General features: G+C 66.3%; 15 protein-coding genes. 5 read left to right on the forward strand and 10 right to left on the reverse strand.

All coding sequences use genetic code 11. The annotated features are described in order from the left end of the window. Positions 1–78 precede the first annotated feature (78 nt). The gene (locus tag HF886_RS07610; protein ID WP_169652045.1) at positions 79–723 is read left to right on the forward strand and encodes an MBL fold metallo-hydrolase; all 645 of its coding nucleotides are present in this window, start codon (positions 79–81) and stop codon (positions 721–723) included. 27 nt (positions 724–750) lie between these two features. Here HF886_RS07610 and HF886_RS07615 read toward each other — a convergent pair whose 3' ends face one another. The 7 genes from HF886_RS07615 to HF886_RS07645 form a co-directional block, all read right to left on the reverse strand. Continuing rightward, positions 751–2,394, reverse strand: coding sequence for an FAD-binding dehydrogenase (locus tag HF886_RS07615; protein WP_169621301.1), 1,644 nt, complete (start codon positions 2,392–2,394; stop codon positions 751–753). 142 nt (positions 2,395–2,536) lie between these two features. Further along, entirely contained in the window at positions 2,537–3,232 is a 696-nt protein-coding gene (gene bluB, locus HF886_RS07620) for a 5,6-dimethylbenzimidazole synthase (RefSeq protein WP_169651964.1), read from the reverse strand. Between the two features lie 5 nt (positions 3,233–3,237). After that, positions 3,238–3,732 (reverse strand): glutathione peroxidase, encoded by a 495-nt coding sequence (locus tag HF886_RS07625; RefSeq protein WP_169651965.1) that lies wholly within the window; start codon positions 3,730–3,732, stop codon positions 3,238–3,240. A gap of 75 nt (positions 3,733–3,807) precedes the next feature. Continuing rightward, positions 3,808–4,077, reverse strand: coding sequence for a metal-sensitive transcriptional regulator (locus HF886_RS07630; protein ID WP_169621305.1), 270 nt, complete (start codon positions 4,075–4,077; stop codon positions 3,808–3,810). A 568-nt stretch (positions 4,078–4,645) separates the two neighbouring features. Beyond that, positions 4,646–5,362, reverse strand: coding sequence for a restriction endonuclease (locus HF886_RS07635; RefSeq protein ID WP_346765315.1), 717 nt, complete (start codon positions 5,360–5,362; stop codon positions 4,646–4,648). Positions 5,363–5,696: 334 nt separating this feature from the next. Next, positions 5,697–6,566, reverse strand: a complete 870-nt coding sequence (locus HF886_RS07640) for a sulfite exporter TauE/SafE family protein (RefSeq protein ID WP_169651967.1) — start codon at positions 6,564–6,566, stop codon at positions 5,697–5,699. A 2-nt stretch (positions 6,567–6,568) separates the two neighbouring features. Next, positions 6,569–7,168 (reverse strand): rhodanese-like domain-containing protein, encoded by a 600-nt coding sequence (locus HF886_RS07645; protein ID WP_169621307.1) that lies wholly within the window; start codon positions 7,166–7,168, stop codon positions 6,569–6,571. 264 nt (positions 7,169–7,432) lie between these two features. On the opposite strand from HF886_RS07645, the gene HF886_RS07650 reads away from it, so the two are divergent. After that, positions 7,433–8,809 carry an MBL fold metallo-hydrolase gene (locus HF886_RS07650; RefSeq protein ID WP_169651968.1) on the forward strand — a complete coding sequence of 459 codons (1,377 nt, stop codon included), beginning with the start codon at positions 7,433–7,435 and terminating at the stop codon, positions 8,807–8,809. 249 nt (positions 8,810–9,058) lie between these two features. Here HF886_RS07650 and HF886_RS07655 read toward each other — a convergent pair whose 3' ends face one another. Both HF886_RS07655 and HF886_RS07660 read right to left on the reverse strand, forming a co-directional pair. Next, positions 9,059–11,221, reverse strand: a complete 2,163-nt coding sequence (locus HF886_RS07655; RefSeq protein WP_169651969.1) for a S9 family peptidase — start codon at positions 11,219–11,221, stop codon at positions 9,059–9,061. A gap of 6 nt (positions 11,222–11,227) precedes the next feature. Continuing rightward, positions 11,228–12,112: a phosphoribosylaminoimidazolesuccinocarboxamide synthase gene (locus HF886_RS07660; RefSeq protein WP_169651970.1), complete on the reverse strand. Its 885-nt coding sequence runs from the start codon at positions 12,110–12,112 to the stop codon at positions 11,228–11,230. 104 nt (positions 12,113–12,216) lie between these two features. Between HF886_RS07660 and HF886_RS07665 the strand changes: the two genes are divergently transcribed. The 3 genes from HF886_RS07665 to HF886_RS07675 all read left to right on the forward strand — a co-directional run bounded on the left by HF886_RS07665 (position 12,217) and on the right by HF886_RS07675 (position 15,042). Further along, entirely contained in the window at positions 12,217–13,656 is a 1,440-nt protein-coding gene (locus HF886_RS07665) for an MDR family MFS transporter (RefSeq protein ID WP_169651971.1), read from the forward strand. A 30-nt stretch (positions 13,657–13,686) separates the two neighbouring features. Beyond that, positions 13,687–14,559, forward strand: coding sequence for a siderophore-interacting protein (locus HF886_RS07670; RefSeq protein WP_169651972.1), 873 nt, complete (start codon positions 13,687–13,689; stop codon positions 14,557–14,559). 75 nt (positions 14,560–14,634) lie between these two features. Next, positions 14,635–15,042 (forward strand): hypothetical protein, encoded by a 408-nt coding sequence (locus HF886_RS07675; RefSeq protein WP_296551430.1) that lies wholly within the window; start codon positions 14,635–14,637, stop codon positions 15,040–15,042. Positions 15,043–15,096: 54 nt separating this feature from the next. On the opposite strand, the gene HF886_RS07680 is transcribed toward HF886_RS07675, so the two are convergent. Beyond that, positions 15,097–16,020 (reverse strand): DUF5996 family protein, encoded by a 924-nt coding sequence (locus tag HF886_RS07680; protein ID WP_169621313.1) that lies wholly within the window; start codon positions 16,018–16,020, stop codon positions 15,097–15,099. Between the last annotated feature and the right edge of the window lie 100 nt (positions 16,021–16,120).

Genomic DNA, 16,120 nt, shown 5'->3' on the forward strand with positions numbered 1-16,120 from the left:
ACGCAACGTACCATCGGGCTCGCGCACGCACCGGAGATCCGGCTCGCGACCGACACTGCGAACGGCATACTCGGAGGCATGCGACTGACCCACTTCGGCCACTCCTGCATCCTCGTGGAACACCTCGGGCAGAAGATCCTCTTCGACCCGGGCAATTTCTCGCACGGATTCGAGGGGATCACCGGCCTCGACGCGATTCTGGTCACCCATCAGCACCCGGACCACGCCGACCCCGCCCGCCTCCCGGCGCTTCTCGACGCCAACCCCGGCGCTGCCCTGTTCTCGGATCCGCAGTCCGCGGAACTTCTCGAGGGCGACTGGTCGGCGGTGCGGCCCGGCGACCGGTTCACGGTCGGCGACGTGACGATCCGGGGCACCGGCGGCCGCCACGCGGTGATCCACCCCGACCTTGCGGTCATCGACAACACCGCGTTCCTCGTCGGAGACGCGGAGAACCCGGCACGCCTGATGCACCCGGGAGACTCGCTGTACATCCCGTCCGAGAAGGTGGACGTACTCGCACTCCCGGCAGCGGCGCCGTGGCTCAAGATCTGGGAAGCCGTGGACTACCTGCGTGCCGTGAATCCCCGGGTGGCGGTGCCGATCCACCAGGGCATCATCACCGATCAGGCGAACGGCATCTTCTACGGCCGGTACTCCGACATGGCCCCCGACGGCACCGAGTTCCGGGTACTGCCGTACGAGGACGACGTCGAAGTCTGATCCGCACCCGGCGCCGCCGAGGGGGGTTTACCGCGCCGCCGCCCGCCCGGCGGCGCGGCCGGAGAAGATGCATCCGCCGAGGAACGTGCCTTCCAGCGAGCGGTAGCCGTGTACGCCACCGCCTCCGAAGCCCGCGACCTCGCCTGCCGCGTACAGCCCGTCGAACACCGAGCCGTCCGCACGCAACACCCTCGACGACAGGTCGGTTTCGAGGCCTCCCAGCGTCTTACGGGTGAGGAGATGCAGTTTGACCGCGACCAGGGGGCCGGCCTTCGGGTCGAGGATCCGGTGCGGCGACGCAATGCGGGCGATGCGATCCGGCTTGTAGGTGCGGGCCGCACGCATCGCGACGACCTGCAGGTCCTTCGTGAACTTGTTCGTCATCTCCCGGTCCCGCGACTCGACGACCGAACGCACCCGCTCGTAGTCGAGCGGCGTATCAGGCGTCAGCTCGTTCATTCCGGCGACGAGGTCGGCGAGGTTGTCGCGGACGACGAAGTCGACGCCACGCCGCATGAACGCATCCACAGGTCCGGGCGCACCCGACCGGATGCGCTGCAGGAGCAAGCGGACATCCCGGCCGGTGAGGTCGGGATTCTGCTCCGATCCGGAGAGACTGAACTCCTTCTCGATGATCTTCTGGTCCAGGAGGAACCAGGTGTGGTCGTGCCCGGTGCGCGCGATGTGCTCGAGAGTGCCGAGGGTGTCGAAACCGGGGAACAGCGGAACCGGCAGGCGAGTGCCGGTGGCGTCGAGCCACAGCGACGACGGTCCGGGCAGAATCCGGATGCCGTGGTTCGGCCACACGGGGTCGAAGTTCGTGATGCCCTCGGTGTAGTGCCACATCCGGTCGCGGTTGACGATGTTGCCACCGGCGTTCTCGGTGATCTCGAGCATTCGCCCGTCGACGTGCGCGGGAACACCGGTGAGCATCCGCTTCGGCGGCTCGCCCAGACGCTGGGGCCAGTTCTTCTTCACGAGTTCGAAGTTGCCGCCGATACCGCCGGAAGTGACGATCACGGCTCCGGCAGCGAACTCGAATTCGCCGACTCCCACCCGCGACGAAGCGACACCGCGAGCCGCGTCGGTCGGCTCGAGCACGGTGCCTCGCACCCCTGTCACCGCTCCGTCGGTGATCACCAGGTCGTCGACCTGGTGACGGTGCTTCAGCGTGACCAGTCCCCGGTCGACGCCCTCCCGGACCTTACGAGCGAAGATCTCGACGAGAGCCGGTCCCGTGCCCCACGTGATGTGGAAACGGGGAACCGAATTGCCGTGTCCCGCAGCGTCGTAACCGCCACGCTCGGCCCAGTTGACCATCGGGAAGATCTTCAGCCCGCGCTGCTTGAGCCACGCGTGCTTCTCCCCCGTCGCGAATTCGACGTACGCCTGCGCCCACCGGCGTGGCCAGCGGTCGTCGACCTCGCGGTCGAAGCCCGCCGTGCCCATCCAGTCCTGGAGGGCCAGTTCGTACGAGTCCTCGATACCGAGACGCCGTTGCTCGGGACTGTCGACGAAGAACAGTCCGCCGAACGACCAGAATGCCTGTCCCCCGAGGTTGTTCGCATTCTCCTGGTCCACCAGGATCACCTTCCGGCCTGCGTCGACGAGTTCTCCCGTCGCCACGAGTCCCGCAAGGCCCGCCCCCACCACGATCACATCTGCGTCCATGCCGCAAACAGTACCGAGCGAACGCACGGCTCGGGACAAACAGTCGCCCACGCAACTCCTCAGACGGTGACGCGCCCCTTCGAGGAAGCCGGCCGGCGATAGACCGACGCGAGTCGTCGCTCGAACGACGACTGCGGGGCGATCACACGTCGGCGTCGCGACGTTCCGGCAGTCTCGCGTCGTTCAGCCCTTCGTCGTGCTTCCCCCAGGATTCGAAGTGCACGGCCTCACCGAGGGGGCGGCCCTGTCGCCAGCCGAACCGCTCGAGGTCCGGAACCTCCTGCAGGCGTGTCACGGGACCGAGGCACAGCCAGGCGATCGGTCGGACGGGGTCCTCGACTCCGACGAAGTCGCGGAGGAATTCTTCTTCGTAGAACGAGACCCACCCGACGCCCAGGCCCTCCGCCGTAGCCGCGAGCCAGAGGTTCTGGATGGCGAGAACCGCTGAGAACAAGCCGGATTCGTCGACGGTATGCCGCCCGAGGATGTGCTTCCCGCCGCGCGACGGGTCGTAGGTGACGACGATGCCGGTACGCGATTCGGCGATGCCCTCGACCTTGATGGGGTCGAAGGTCCGCCGCTTGTCCTCGGGCAGCGAATCGGCGAATGCCTTCCGGCATCCGGCGACGTGCTCGGCGAAAGCGTCAAGGCGCTCCGGATCACGGACCACCACGAAATCCCACGGCTGCGTATTACCCACGCTCGGTGCGTGGTGGGCAGCGGCGAGAACCCGGTGCAGCGCGTCCTCGCGAATCGCCTCCCCGCTGAACTCGGCGCGCACGTCGCGGCGCATGCGGATGATGTCGTACAGCGCCTCGCGCGCTCGAGCGGTGAACATGATCGTCAGGCCGGCACGACTGCTTCGATGGCCTCGATGACCTCGGGGGCGTCGGGTTCGGTGCGGGGACGGAAACGATCGACGACGGTACCGTCCGGGGCGATCAGGAACTTCTCGAAGTTCCACTGGATGTCACCGGCTTCACCGGACGCATCGGCGTGCTTGGTGAGTTCGGCATACAGCGGATGGCGGCTGTCGCCGTTGACCTCGATCTTCTCCAGCAGCGGGAAGGTCACACCGTAGGTGGCCGAGCAGAATTCCTGAATCTCCTCGGCCGTTCCCGGTTCCTGTCCCATGAACTGGTTGCACGGCACGCCGATCACGATGAGGCCGCGGTCGGCGTAGTCGTTCGCGAGCTGCTCGAGTGCGCCGTACTGCGGGGTCAGTCCGCACTTGGACGCGACGTTGACGACGAGCAGCGCGTGCCCCTCGAACGCCGCGAGGCTGGTGGGCTCACCCGAGAGGGTGTGGATCGAGATGTTCTGGAGGTCGGTGGTCATGCCTACAAGCTAGCGTGCCCGCACCGGACCGTTCGGGACGGCGGCCCGCCCGGGACGACAGCGTCGTCGATGCACTCAGGCGAGAGCGAGAAACAGCTTCTCGAGTTGCGCCTCGGTCATCGGCTCCTTGTTTCCGTCACCCGAATCGGTCATGCACTCCCGCAGGCCGCTGGCGACAATCTTGAAGCCGGCACGGTCGAGTGCTTTGGAGACCGCGGCGAGCTGCGTGACGACGTCCTTGCAGTCACGGCCCTGCTCGATCATCGCGATCACTCCGGCGAGCTGCCCCTGAGCACGGCGCAACCGATTGAGGACCTGGGTGATGCTTTCGTCGTCGCCGACCATGTCGATTCCTTTCGCGAATGTCTCGTCATCGTACCCCCTGGGGTATCGGAAATTTTCCGCAACCCGAAGGTGCCGCCATCCGCCGACGCCGTGGTCACAACGCGATCGATGTCCAGCGGAACGCGTGTGGTGTCGACTGTCGGGGTGTCGCTCCGGCGTGCGGATCTCCGGTGTGGTTATTGCTCCCGACTCATGCGGGGCCTGGTCGCACGCGAAACCGTCACCGGAACGCACCTTGCCGACCCGAAAACAAGAACGCGCACACGTCCACATCTGGGAGATCAGCACCCGCGACCACGCCAACTCAACCCGTAGTGTCGTCGCACTCAACGCAACATTGGAGCCCTTGACCATCACTAACGTCGTGCGCGCGAAAGCCTATACAGTCGGCGGCCCCTCGATCGGCGTATTCAGGAGAGATCCCTGGCCCATCAGGGAGCCATACAATGTCTGATCCATCCGAGGACCACGTCGATGTAACCGCCATGACAAACGTTGGCTCCACACCGCACCACGGCCATACGGATAAACCTCCGGAAGAAGAGTCGACCTCGTCGCCGCTAACGTGCTACTTCACACCTGGCCGGTAGAACCACGCAAGCGCAACCCCCGAAGCGCACAACACGGTCGCAACAAGCCACCCCCGTACAGCAGGATCGCCGCCGACAGCGGTGATCAGCACTCCACAAAACGAGCAGAACAAAAGAATCGACCACACCACCTGGCGGACGACCGCCATACGCACTGCCCTCTTCATACGCGCCGCACAAACCAGGTCTATACCCGCGGCGAAATCCACTGCGTGCTGATTCTGAGGGAAGAGATTCCGGTCCGAGGTGTAAGCAAACAACCCGATCCCATGCGCGTTCGCGTAGTCGACCGCCTGCGGGGTGTACGGCGATTCGGAGAACAATTCCGTGAAGAACAACAAGGACTTGGAGTGATCCGACCCCCGGGCACCGTACAGTCGCTGCAAGTCCGGCCGCCCCACCCTCGCATGCATCCACTTCACCTGCGCGACCGCACGACGAGCGACGACATCGAGGCCCCCATCGGGACCGGCCCCGGTCACAATCGCGTCAACGAAGCCCATATCCCGCATCAGAGCAGCCGCGAAGTGCTCAGCATCCTCAGGGCAAGTGATGTAACCAGACCGAGAACCCATGTCAGTCCAACCTCCCGGGTTGCCGCCACTGTAACCACCGACGGCACCCAAACAACACCAAATCAAGACCCCACCCCAGCAGACGCCGCAAAAACGTCCGAGGCCCGTCTCCGATTCCATCCAATTTCTCTGGACTTCGCGAGCACGTGCATTACCTCGATCTACCAACAGTGTGTTGAAGACGTGTCCTGCTCATCTGCCAGAGATGACAAATATTGGTCCAACCTCCGCCGATCGACCACAGCCTCGTCGCGCAGCCGCACAATGGCGGCCAACTCATCTGCCTGCGCCACAAACGAGTTCAGGCCTCGAGGACCCGGAAACCGGAGACCCCGCAGCTGTCACTCGCCTAACCTAGTTGTTGAGCATAACCCGTTCTAGGACCCGCTCCGCTTCCGGACGCAGAGTGGTGCCCAACCCGGCCCTGGTCGGTCTGCACGAGAGAGTTCGCGAATTATGCGGCAGCAATGGGGATTCGACGCCATCGCCGCAGCGGACAGCGGGTAGTGCGTGTGCACGCATAGGCGGTGCCGGCGGCAACCAGCGTGAGGACCGCGACCGCGCCTCCCACAGCGGGATGCAGTTCCTGCGCAATGATGACGGAGGACATCAGCAGAACGAACCACCCGAAGCCCTTACGCAGCGTATCCGGATCGACCTTCGAGGTGAGCCGGCCACCGATCAGGCTGCCGACCACCGCGGCGCCGGTCACCATCGCCGCCAGGCGCCAGTCGATCTGCACGGACGAGAGGTAGCCACCGAGCCCCGCGAAGGATTTCATGGCGATCACGATGAGTGAGGTACCCACGGCGATGGGCATGGGCAGTCCGCCGAGGAGCGCGAGCGCGGGCACGACGAGGAAACCACCACCGGCACCGACCAGACCGGTGACCAACCCGACGACCACGCCGTCGAGCAGAATCTTCCCGACCGGCATAGCGGGAACAGCACTTCCGGTTGCTGCCTTGTTCTTGCGGCCGCGCAGCATCGCGACCGCGGTGGCGATCATCATGGCCGCGAACGCGAGCAGCAGGATGCCGCCGGGAATGAAGCGCGAGAACAGGCCACCGGCGTAGGCACCGACCATGCCCGCCGCACCGAACAGGATGCCGGTGCGCCACTGCACGCGGCCCGCCCGCGCGTGGGAGATCGCGCCGACCGCGCTCGTGACACCGACTACGAGCAGGGAGGTGGCGATCGCTTCCTTGGCGTCCATGCCCGCGACGTAGGCGAGCAGAGGGACGGTCAGGATGGATCCTCCGCCGCCGAGCAACCCGAGGGTGACGCCGACAAGGACCGCCAGTGACACGGTCAGCGCGATCACGATCAGTTCCCTTCGGCTGCAGTGCCGCTGGAAGCGGTCAACTGTGCCACGATCGTCTGCGGATCACAGGTGGCGCCGCGGTTGTAGGGCAGCTTCGACAGCATCATGCCCATCGCGCACGTATTCGACAGTGCCGCAAAGCTCAGACCGCCACCGATGCCGGCGGCGAGCCACTTGAGCTTGGGCACGGCGACACTGCCCAGGACCGAGCCCAGCACCAGCGAGCCCGCGAGCAGACGAACCTGGCGTTCGAGTTCCCAGCGTGCGGCACCGCGAACGACCGGCAGACCCTGTCCTTCCCAACTCGTCATCCCGCCCTCGAGGATGTGCACGTTGAGCAGCCCCGCCTCGCGCAGGGTCTCCTCGGCGTGCGTCGCACGCTGCCCGGACCGGCACACCAGGACGATGCTCTCGTCGAGGTGGGCGAGGAACTCGTCGCGGTGCTCGCGCAGCAGGTCGAGGGGCACGTTGTAGGCGCCCGCGATGTGCAGGGACTCGAACTCGCCGGGGGTGCGGACGTCGACGACACGCACGTTCGCATCGGCGCCGATCAGTTCGTGGAGCGCACTCGGGTCGAGGGTGGCGGGACCGGACGTGGTCATAAGGAGGGCCTTTCGATTCTGGGTTGTGTGCGCACTAGGCGACGCAATTACCCCATGGGGTATTCTGGGAACTCATCGTACACATACCCCTAGGGGTATCTAAAACTATGATCTGCTGCGGGAGCTTCCCTAGCACTCCGGGGTTCCCCATGCGGAGCCGGAGACGAAACTCTGTGCAGCACGATACCCCGGGGGGTACTTGACATACCCTAGGGGGTATATGCCACGCTGTCCACAGACCCGGAATCAGCAACGGAGGAACCCATGATTCTCGAGCAGTACTACATCGAGTGCCTGTCCCACGCGTCGTACCTGATCGGCGACGAGAGCACCGGCCGGGCGATCGTGGTCGATCCGCGCCGCGATATCGGCGACTATCTCGACGACGCCGCGAAGCACAACCTCACCATCGAAGGCGTCATCAACACCCACTTCCACGCGGACTTCGTCTCCGGACACCTCGAACTGGTGGACGCGACCGGCGCATGGATCGGTTTCGGCGAAGCGGCCGAGACCGACTACCCCATTCGCCGCCTACGGGACGGGGAGCAACTTTCCCTCGGCGAAGTCCACCTGGAGATCCTCTCCACCCCGGGGCACACCTGGGAATCGATCTCGGTGGTCGTACGTGAGCGTCCCGACGCCGCACCGTCCGCAGTACTCACCGGCGACTCGCTCTTCATCGGCGACGTCGGCCGGCCGGACCTGGTCAACCTCGGCGACGGGTCCACGAGCGACCTGGCCCGGGCGATGTTCCGTACGGTGCACGAGAAACTGCTGACACTGCCCGACGAGGTCACGGTCATGCCCGCCCACGGTGCCGGTTCGTCCTGTGGAAAGAATCTCTCCACCGAGCTGACCTCCACGATCGGAGAGCAGCGAGTGAGCAACCCCTCGGTGCAGCCGATGAGCGAAGACGACTTCGTCGCGCTGATCACCGAGGGCCAGCCGGCCGCACCGTCGTACTTCTCGGCCGATGCCGCCATGAACAAGCGGATCCACCCGCTGCTCGCCCAGGACCACACCATCCCGATGCTGACTCCGGCTCAGGTCCGGACCGAGCTCACCGCGGGCACCCGTGTTCTCGACGCACGCAGCGTCGACGATTTCGCCGCCGGGCACCTGCGCGGATCGGTCAACGTCGGTTTCGACGGACGCTTCGCCGAGACCGGTGGCATGGTCGCCGAGGTCGGCGAGAGGATCGTGCTCATCACCTACCCCGGCGAGGAACAGGAGGCGGCGGTACGCCTCGCCCGGATCGGATCGGACAACGCGATCGGCTATCTCGCCGTCGCCGACGGCATGTTCCCGGCCGAGCTGACCGAACTGGTTCGGACCGCACCCCGCACCTCCGTCGAGGAACTCGACACCCTGCTCGCCGCCGGCACCGTCACCCTCGTCGACATCCGCAACCCCGGTGAGCGCGAACTCGGCACGATCCCCGGTGCGGTGCCGATCCCGTTGGCACAGTTGCGCACTCGGCTCGGGCAGGTACCGACGGGTAAGCCCATCGTGGTGCACTGCGCCGGTGGATGGCGCTCGAGCGTGGCGGCGTCGTTGCTCCGCGCCCACGGCTTCGACAACGTCTCGGATCTCACCGGCGGCTACAACGCGTGGGCCGAGAGCCACGTCGCGGCCTGATCGGTCCGGCCGGAGCCGGACCGACAACAACGAAGAAGGAGAACCCCATGTGTTACCCCGTCACCTGCCCGAACTGCCGGAAGACCGGATGGGGCGGCTGCGGACAGCATGTCGACGCCGTCATGCGATCCGTACCCGCCGGCGACCGCTGCACCTGCGGTCAGGACACCGCTCCGGCGCCGAGCCCGGCTCGGACGCTGCGGTCCCTGTTCCGCCGCTGACCGGGCAACAGTCGCACGAACCCGCCGGTTACGACCCGGCGGGTCGCGGCGCGGTCTCCGCGCGGTAGGCACCCGACGTCTCGAGCACCCACGCGAACTCGAAAGCCACCTCGCGCCACTTCTCGTAGCGACCGGAGACACCACCGTGCCCCGCGCTCATTTCGGTTTTGAGCAGCAACTGCGAGTCGCCGGTCTTGGTGGCTCGCAACTTCGCGACCCACTTGGCGGGTTCGACGTACAGCACGCGGGTGTCGTTGATGCTGGTGATCGCGAGGATCGCCGGATAGTCGTGGGCTCCGACGTTCTCGTACGGGCTGTAGGAGCGCATGTACTCGTACACCTCGGGATCGTCGAGCGGGTTGCCCCACTCGTCCCACTCGATCACCGTCAACGGCAGCGACGGATCGAGGATGGAGGTCAGCGGGTCGACGAACGGCACGTTCGCGAGGATGCCCGCGAACAGTTCGGGAGCGATGTTGGCAACCGCACCCATCAACAGTCCACCCGCACTGCCGCCGTCCGCCACGAGCCGGTCCGGGCCGGTCACACCTTCGTCGACGAGATGCCGCGCGCACGCGACGAAGTCGGTGAAGGTGTTCTTCTTCGTGAGGGTCTTGCCGTTTTCGTACCAGTGCCGACCCATCTCGCCGCCACCGCGCACGTGCGCGACCACGAACACCATGCCGCGGTCGAGCAACGACAGTCGGGCTACCGAGAATCCCGGATCGATACTGGCTTCGTAGGATCCGTAGCCGTACAGCAGGGTCGGAGCAGGCCCGTCCGCCAGGTCTTTGCGCTGCACGATCGACAGCGGAATCCGGGTGCCGTCTTCGGCGGTGGCCCATTCGCGACGCTGTTCGTAGCGTGCCGGGTCGAAATCGCCGAGCACCGGCTGCGATTTGCGCAGCAGCAGTTCGCCGGTGGCCACGACGTACTCGTAGACACGGGTCGGGGTGATGAACGAGGTGAAGCCGAGGCGCAGGACGGGCTGCTTCCACTCGGGATTGCCACCCGGACCGACTGCGAACAATTCCTCGTCGAACTCGAGTTCGGTGAGTTCGCCGTATCCGTCGTCGGTGAGGGGCCACACCGCGATCCGGGTGAGCGCCTCGCGCCGGTAGCCGAGCACCAGGTGACCCTCGAACGCCTCGACGTCTTCGAGGCGCACGTCGTGGCGGTGCCCGATGAGGGTGCGCAGCGACGACGGGTCGTCGACCGGCGCTTCGGCGAGGACGAAGTTCTCGGCCTTCTCCCCCGTGTCCGGGTCGACATCGTTGTGCATGATCAACAGCCGGTCCCGGCCGCCGATCACCGCATGCTCGGCGCCGTACTCGACACCCTCACGACGCGGGAGGAGAACTCTGAATTCACCTGTGGGATCATCGGATTCGAGAATCCACCCCTCGGTGGTGATCTTGGACCCGACCCAAATCATGAGATACTTCTCGCTGCGGGTCGAGCCGATCGACACCCAGTACCGCTCGTCGGGCTCGTGGAAGACCTTCACGTCCTCGTCGCGCGGGGTGCCGAGTTTGTGCCGCCACACGGTGTCGGGGCGCCACGACTCGTCCACCGTCTGATAGAAGACGTGGCTGTGATCGAGGGCCCAGGTGGCTCCCGGTGCGGTGCCGGTGATTTCGTCGGGGAGCAGTTCACCGGTCTCGAGATTCTTGAAGCGCAGCGTGTACCGCTCGTCACCGACGACATCGGTCGAGTACGCCAGCAGCGTGCCGTCCTGGCTGATCGAGAACGCGCCGATGGAGAAGAACTCGTGCCCTTCGGCTTCCACGTTTCCGTCGAGCAGCACCTGTTCGCCCGGCAGGTCGACGCCGGGAGTGACCTCGGGCGGCGTCCAGTCGTCCGCGTCCGTGATCGGGGCCCGGCACTGGATGCCGTACTGCTTGCCCTCGACGGTCCGTGCGTAGTACCACCAGTTGCCCATACGAGCGGGAACCGACATGTCGGTTTCCTGCGTACGGGACTTGATCTCCTCGAAGATCGACTCACGCAACGGCGCCAGGTGCGCGGTCTGCGCGTCGGTCCACGCGTTCTCGGCCTCGAGGTACGCGACGACCTCGGGTGATTCCTTGTCGCGCAACCATTCGTAGTCGTCGACGAACGTGTGGCCGTGATGGACACGCTCGTGCGGAACCTTCTGGGCGACCGGCGGGGTCGAATTCGAGGAGGTCATCTGCGTTCAGCCGATCCAATCGTCGAAGGAGAGCCCGGAAATACGCTCGTAGGCTTCGATATACCGCGCACGCGTCTTGTCGACGATGTACTGCGGGAGCGCCGGCGGCGGAGTGTCGGACGCGCGGTCCCAGCCGGATTCCTCGCTGGTGAGCCAGTTACGGACGATCTGCTTGTCGAAGCTCGGCTGCACCTTGCCCTCCTCGTACTCGGCGGCATCCCAGTACCGCGACGAGTCGGGAGTGAGCACCTCGTCGGCAAGGACGAGATTGCCGGCCTTGTCCAGACCGAACTCGAGCTTCGTGTCGGCGAGCAGGATGCCGCGCTCGGAGGTGTACATCGCGGCGCGGCCGTAGATATCGAGGGTGTCCTGACGCAATTTCATCGCAAGATTCACGCCGAGTTTCTCGACCACCTGGTCGAAGGTGATGTTCTCGTCGTGATCACCGAGCGCGGCCTTCGTGGCCGGAGTGAAGATCGGTTCGGGCAGGATGCTCGCCTCCACGAGACCCTCGGGAAGCGCGACGCCGCACACCGCGCCGGTGGCGCGGTAGTCGAGCAGGCCGGACCCGGTGAGGAAACCGCGCGCGACGCACTCGACGGGCACCATCTCGAGCCGCTTCACCACGAGCGCGCGGCCGAGCACCTCTTCGGGGATGCGCTCGTCGTCGGGTTCGCCGGCGAGGTGGTTGTTCGCATCGAGCAGATCGAAGAAGAACACGCTCATCGCGGTGAGGACCCGGCCCTTGTCGGGGATGGGCGTGTCGAGCACGTGGTCGTAGGCCGAGATCCGGTCGCTGGCGACGAGAAGCAGGTGCTCGTCGTCGACGACATGCAGATCACGGACCTTGCCGCCGGCGAGGTGGGGATAGGACTCGAGTGAAGGACGCACGCTGACACCCTAGTGCGCGATGCGGACGGGGACCGAACGCCGTGGCGGATATCCCATCGACGACAATGGTCCGGAACCGGTGTTCGAGCCAGGACAGGGGCGTCATGACTGCATCGTCACGGGTGGATGTCGGATTCCGCTCCGAGCGCGGGCCGATCCTCATCGCCTTGATGCTCGCGACCTCCCTGGTTGCGCTCGAGAGCACGATCCTCGCGACGGCGGTGCCCACGATCGTCGCCGACCTCGGCGGATTCACCCAGTTCCCCTGGCTGTTCTCCAGCTACCTGCTCACGCAGGCGGTGCTGGTCCCGGTGTACGGCAAGTTGTCGGACACCTTCGGCCGCACGCCGGTGCTGCTGTTCGGCATCGGGGTCTTCGCGCTGGGATCGGTGTTGTGTGCGCTGGCGTGGAGCATGCCCGCCCTCATCGCGTTCCGCGCCGTCCAGGGCCTCGGTGCAGGTGCCGTGCTGCCCATGGCGCAGACCGTCGCCGGTGACATCTACACCGTGGCCGAGCGCGCGAAAGCACAGGGATATCTCGCCAGTGTGTGGGGGATGTCCGCGGTCGTGGGTCCGGCCCTGGGCGGGGTCTTCGCCGACTTCTGGTCGTGGCGGTGGATCTTCTGGATCAACGTGCCGCTGTGCGCGATCGCTGCATGGGTGATCGTCCGCAACTTCCACGAGGACCGTCCCTCCGGCAGCGCGCGACGCGTGGACTGGGCGGGCGCAGTGACACTCGCCGCGGGCGCGGCGCTCGTGATCCTCGGCCTGCTCGAGGGTGGCCAGTCGTGGGCGTGGTCCTCGGGCATGAGCATCGGCATCTTCGCCGGTGGGATCGCCCTGCTGGTGGTCTTCGGATGGATCGAGTCCCGCGCGGCCGAACCGATCCTGCCGATGTGGGTGCTTACCCGCCGGGTCCTGATCACCACGAGCGCCGTCTCGGCCCTCGTCGGCGCGGTCGTACTCGGGTTGACGTCGTACATCCCGTCGTTCGTGCAAGGTGCTCTCGGTACGTCCGCGCTGGTCGCCGGATTCGCCCTCGCCACGATGACCATCGGCTGGCCCATAGCGGCGTCGCAGTCCGGCCGGTTGTATCTGCGGATCGGGTTCCGGCTGACCGGCCTGGTCGGTGCGGTGCCGCTGCTGGCCGGGGCGGTCCTGCTCACCCGGCTCGGAATCGGATCCTCGCCGTGGCACGTCGCAGGCTGTTGCGTGCTCATCGGTCTCGGAATGGGCCTGATCGCGAGCCCCGCACTCATCGCCGCACAATCGAGTGTCGAGTGGGCCGAACGGGGTGTGGTCACCGGTGCCAATGCCTTCGCCCGCGCACTGGGAAGCGCCGTGGGTGTCGCCGTGTTCGGTGCGCTCGCGAACACCGCGCTGTCCCGTTCCGATGCGCCCACCGGTCGATCCGTCCCGGACGCCGCGGAGCTTGCGGCGTCCGTCGCACCCGTCTTCACCGCGGTGCTCGTCTGCGCGGTCGTCCTCACCTTCTGTGTCGCACTCATTCCGAACCGCCGGCAATCGGAATCCGACTCTGCCTGAATGTGGTCAGGGTGCCCTAAGGTGTCCGCTATGACCAACGAATACGGGATGCTCCCCGTCCTCATCGAAGTGGCGAGGGTCGAGGACATCACGCCTCACATGCGCCGGATCACGTTCGCCGGCCCCGGCGTCGCCGAATATGCCTCCGTCCCGGGCCGGGTGCCGAACATCAAGTTGGTGTTTCCCCGCGCGAACGGTCGACTCGAGGTGCCTGCCCGTAACGGATGGGGTCGGCTCGCATGGCCCGATCCGACCGTGAAACAGCAGGTTCGCACATACACGGTCCGCCGCCTCGACCCCGAGACCGCCGAGATGGACATCGATTTCGTCAAGCACGGCGACGAGGGCCTCGCGAGCGGCTGGGCCGAACATGCCCGCCCGGGGGACGTGATCGCTGCCGCGGGCGCGGGCGGAGTGACCGCCGGTGAGGCCGACTGGTATCTGATCGTCGGTGACGAGACGGCCCTGCCCGCCATCGGGCGGATGCTCGAGCACATGCGCGAGGACGCCACCGGTGTCGCCCTGATCGAGGTGGCCGACGAGCACGAGCAGCAGGACCTGCGCCATCCCGACGGAGTCGAAATCCGCTGGATCCACCGCCACGGCGCCCCCGCGGGCACCACCGATCAACTGTTCGACGCCGCGACCGCGGTCGAGATCCCCGGGGGTGACGTCACGAAGTTCGCGTGGGTGTCGGCGGAGTCGAAGACCGTGCTGGCGATGCGCAAGTGGCTGCGGAACGAGGCAGGGTTCGACCGAAAGGCCACGCTCGTCATCGGCTACTGGCGACGCGGGATGACGGAGACCGGCTACGGCAAGACCGCCGACCACGACCGGGTCGAGGACGAACACGACGAGGTCCTCCCCCACGATCACGACCACGATCACCAGCACGCTCACTGAGGACCCACCCCGGTCGCGCGGATCGTTACAGACCGGATGTTTCGTTCTGCCGCGCGATCGGGCACCATCTCTGCGGTGAGGACCAGACGTGCAGGCAACGAGACCGTCGACGACATGACATACGTCCCGCTGGGATCGTCCGAGCATGCGGCGAACCAGCTCCGGAATGCCAGGGCGATGCAGGACACGACCGACTATCAGTCACTGCGTTCAGCGATGGACGCCGAGTACTACTGGCGGGGCGTGACCGAGACGTTCCGGATCGCGGACGAGTCGTTCACCGCGGTCTCCGGCGCGACGCGCGACGTCACGGACATCTCGGCGCACGTCATGGCGCGTGCGGCCGACTGGGTGGGCACCATCGAATTGGCCGCGGAAGGCAGCCGCCTCTACGGTGCACTGGTGGCGTACACGCAAGGAGTCGGCGACGGCTACGCGGCGATCGAATTGTGGGCGCACGGCGTCCGGAACGCACACTTCTGACGAGCCCGCCCCCGGCGGTGGGCAGCGCCGACTGGCCGGCTTCCGAGCCGTCCGCTAGGTCGAACGCTCGAGGTGCGCGCGATCCCAGTTCCCGAGATCCGCTGCGGCGTCGTAGGTGCTGCGGAGGAAACCCAGCACTTCCGCGTCGGGGTCGGCTGCCGTGCGCACCGCCTCGTAGGGCAACACGAACTCGCCGAGCTCGGACGAGTAGTACGCGGCATCCGGGCGCACGGGACGGTCCGCGTAGCCGTCCGGAGCGGGGTAGGCATACGAGTAGAAGGCGCCCTCGTCTCCACCGCCGGGCCAGAATCCACAGCTGCTCAGCTCGTGCGAGTAGGCCTCGGTCATCACCTCGTCGGGGCAGTGCGGAATTCCGCCGGGATGTGGCGGTGCGGTGCGGCCCGAGAATCGGGTGCAGGCCAGATCCATTGCTCCCCAGAAGAAGTGAACCGGGCTGACCTTGCCCAGGTACTCGCCCCGGAACTGCTGCAGGACACGGTCGGCTCGGAGCAGTTGCCGCCAGAACAGGTGTGCCGCGTCGGGGTCGTACGTGCTGTGCTGGTGGTCCTGCGCGAAGGGGATCGCCGGGTCGACCTCGTTGGGCGCACCATGGATCCGGGTCTCGATGCCCAGTTCGTCCAAGGCGCCGAAGGTGCGCGAGTAGAACTCCGACACGGGCTGCGCCGTGAGCGGGACGGCGCTACGGCCTCCGTCGCTCGAACGGATCCCGAGGTTGTGCTCGCAGAAATCGAATTCGAGATCGAACACACCGCCGCGGTAGGGAATCGACGAGGTACCCAAGCCGCGTGGCGTGACGTACAACGTCGTGTGCCACCAATGGTTGACCGGCGGCGAGTGGACCAACCGGATCTTGCCCACGATCTGCAGCCACATGTGCAGGGTGTCGCGGGTGGCGGCCCAGTCGGCGACACGCAGACTCGGCCACTCGTCGTCCGGACGCTCGACGGATCGGTTCACGGCACCTCCCACGGTCGGAGTTCGATTACCGCATTCTTACCGACTTTTGCGCGCGCCGGGCGAGACTCGGCTGGACGGGAGGAAATCACGCCGGGTGCTT

The sequence above is a fragment of the Rhodococcus sp. 105337 genome (assembly GCF_012844225.1).
Lineage (GTDB): Bacteria > Actinomycetota > Actinomycetes > Mycobacteriales > Mycobacteriaceae > Rhodococcus.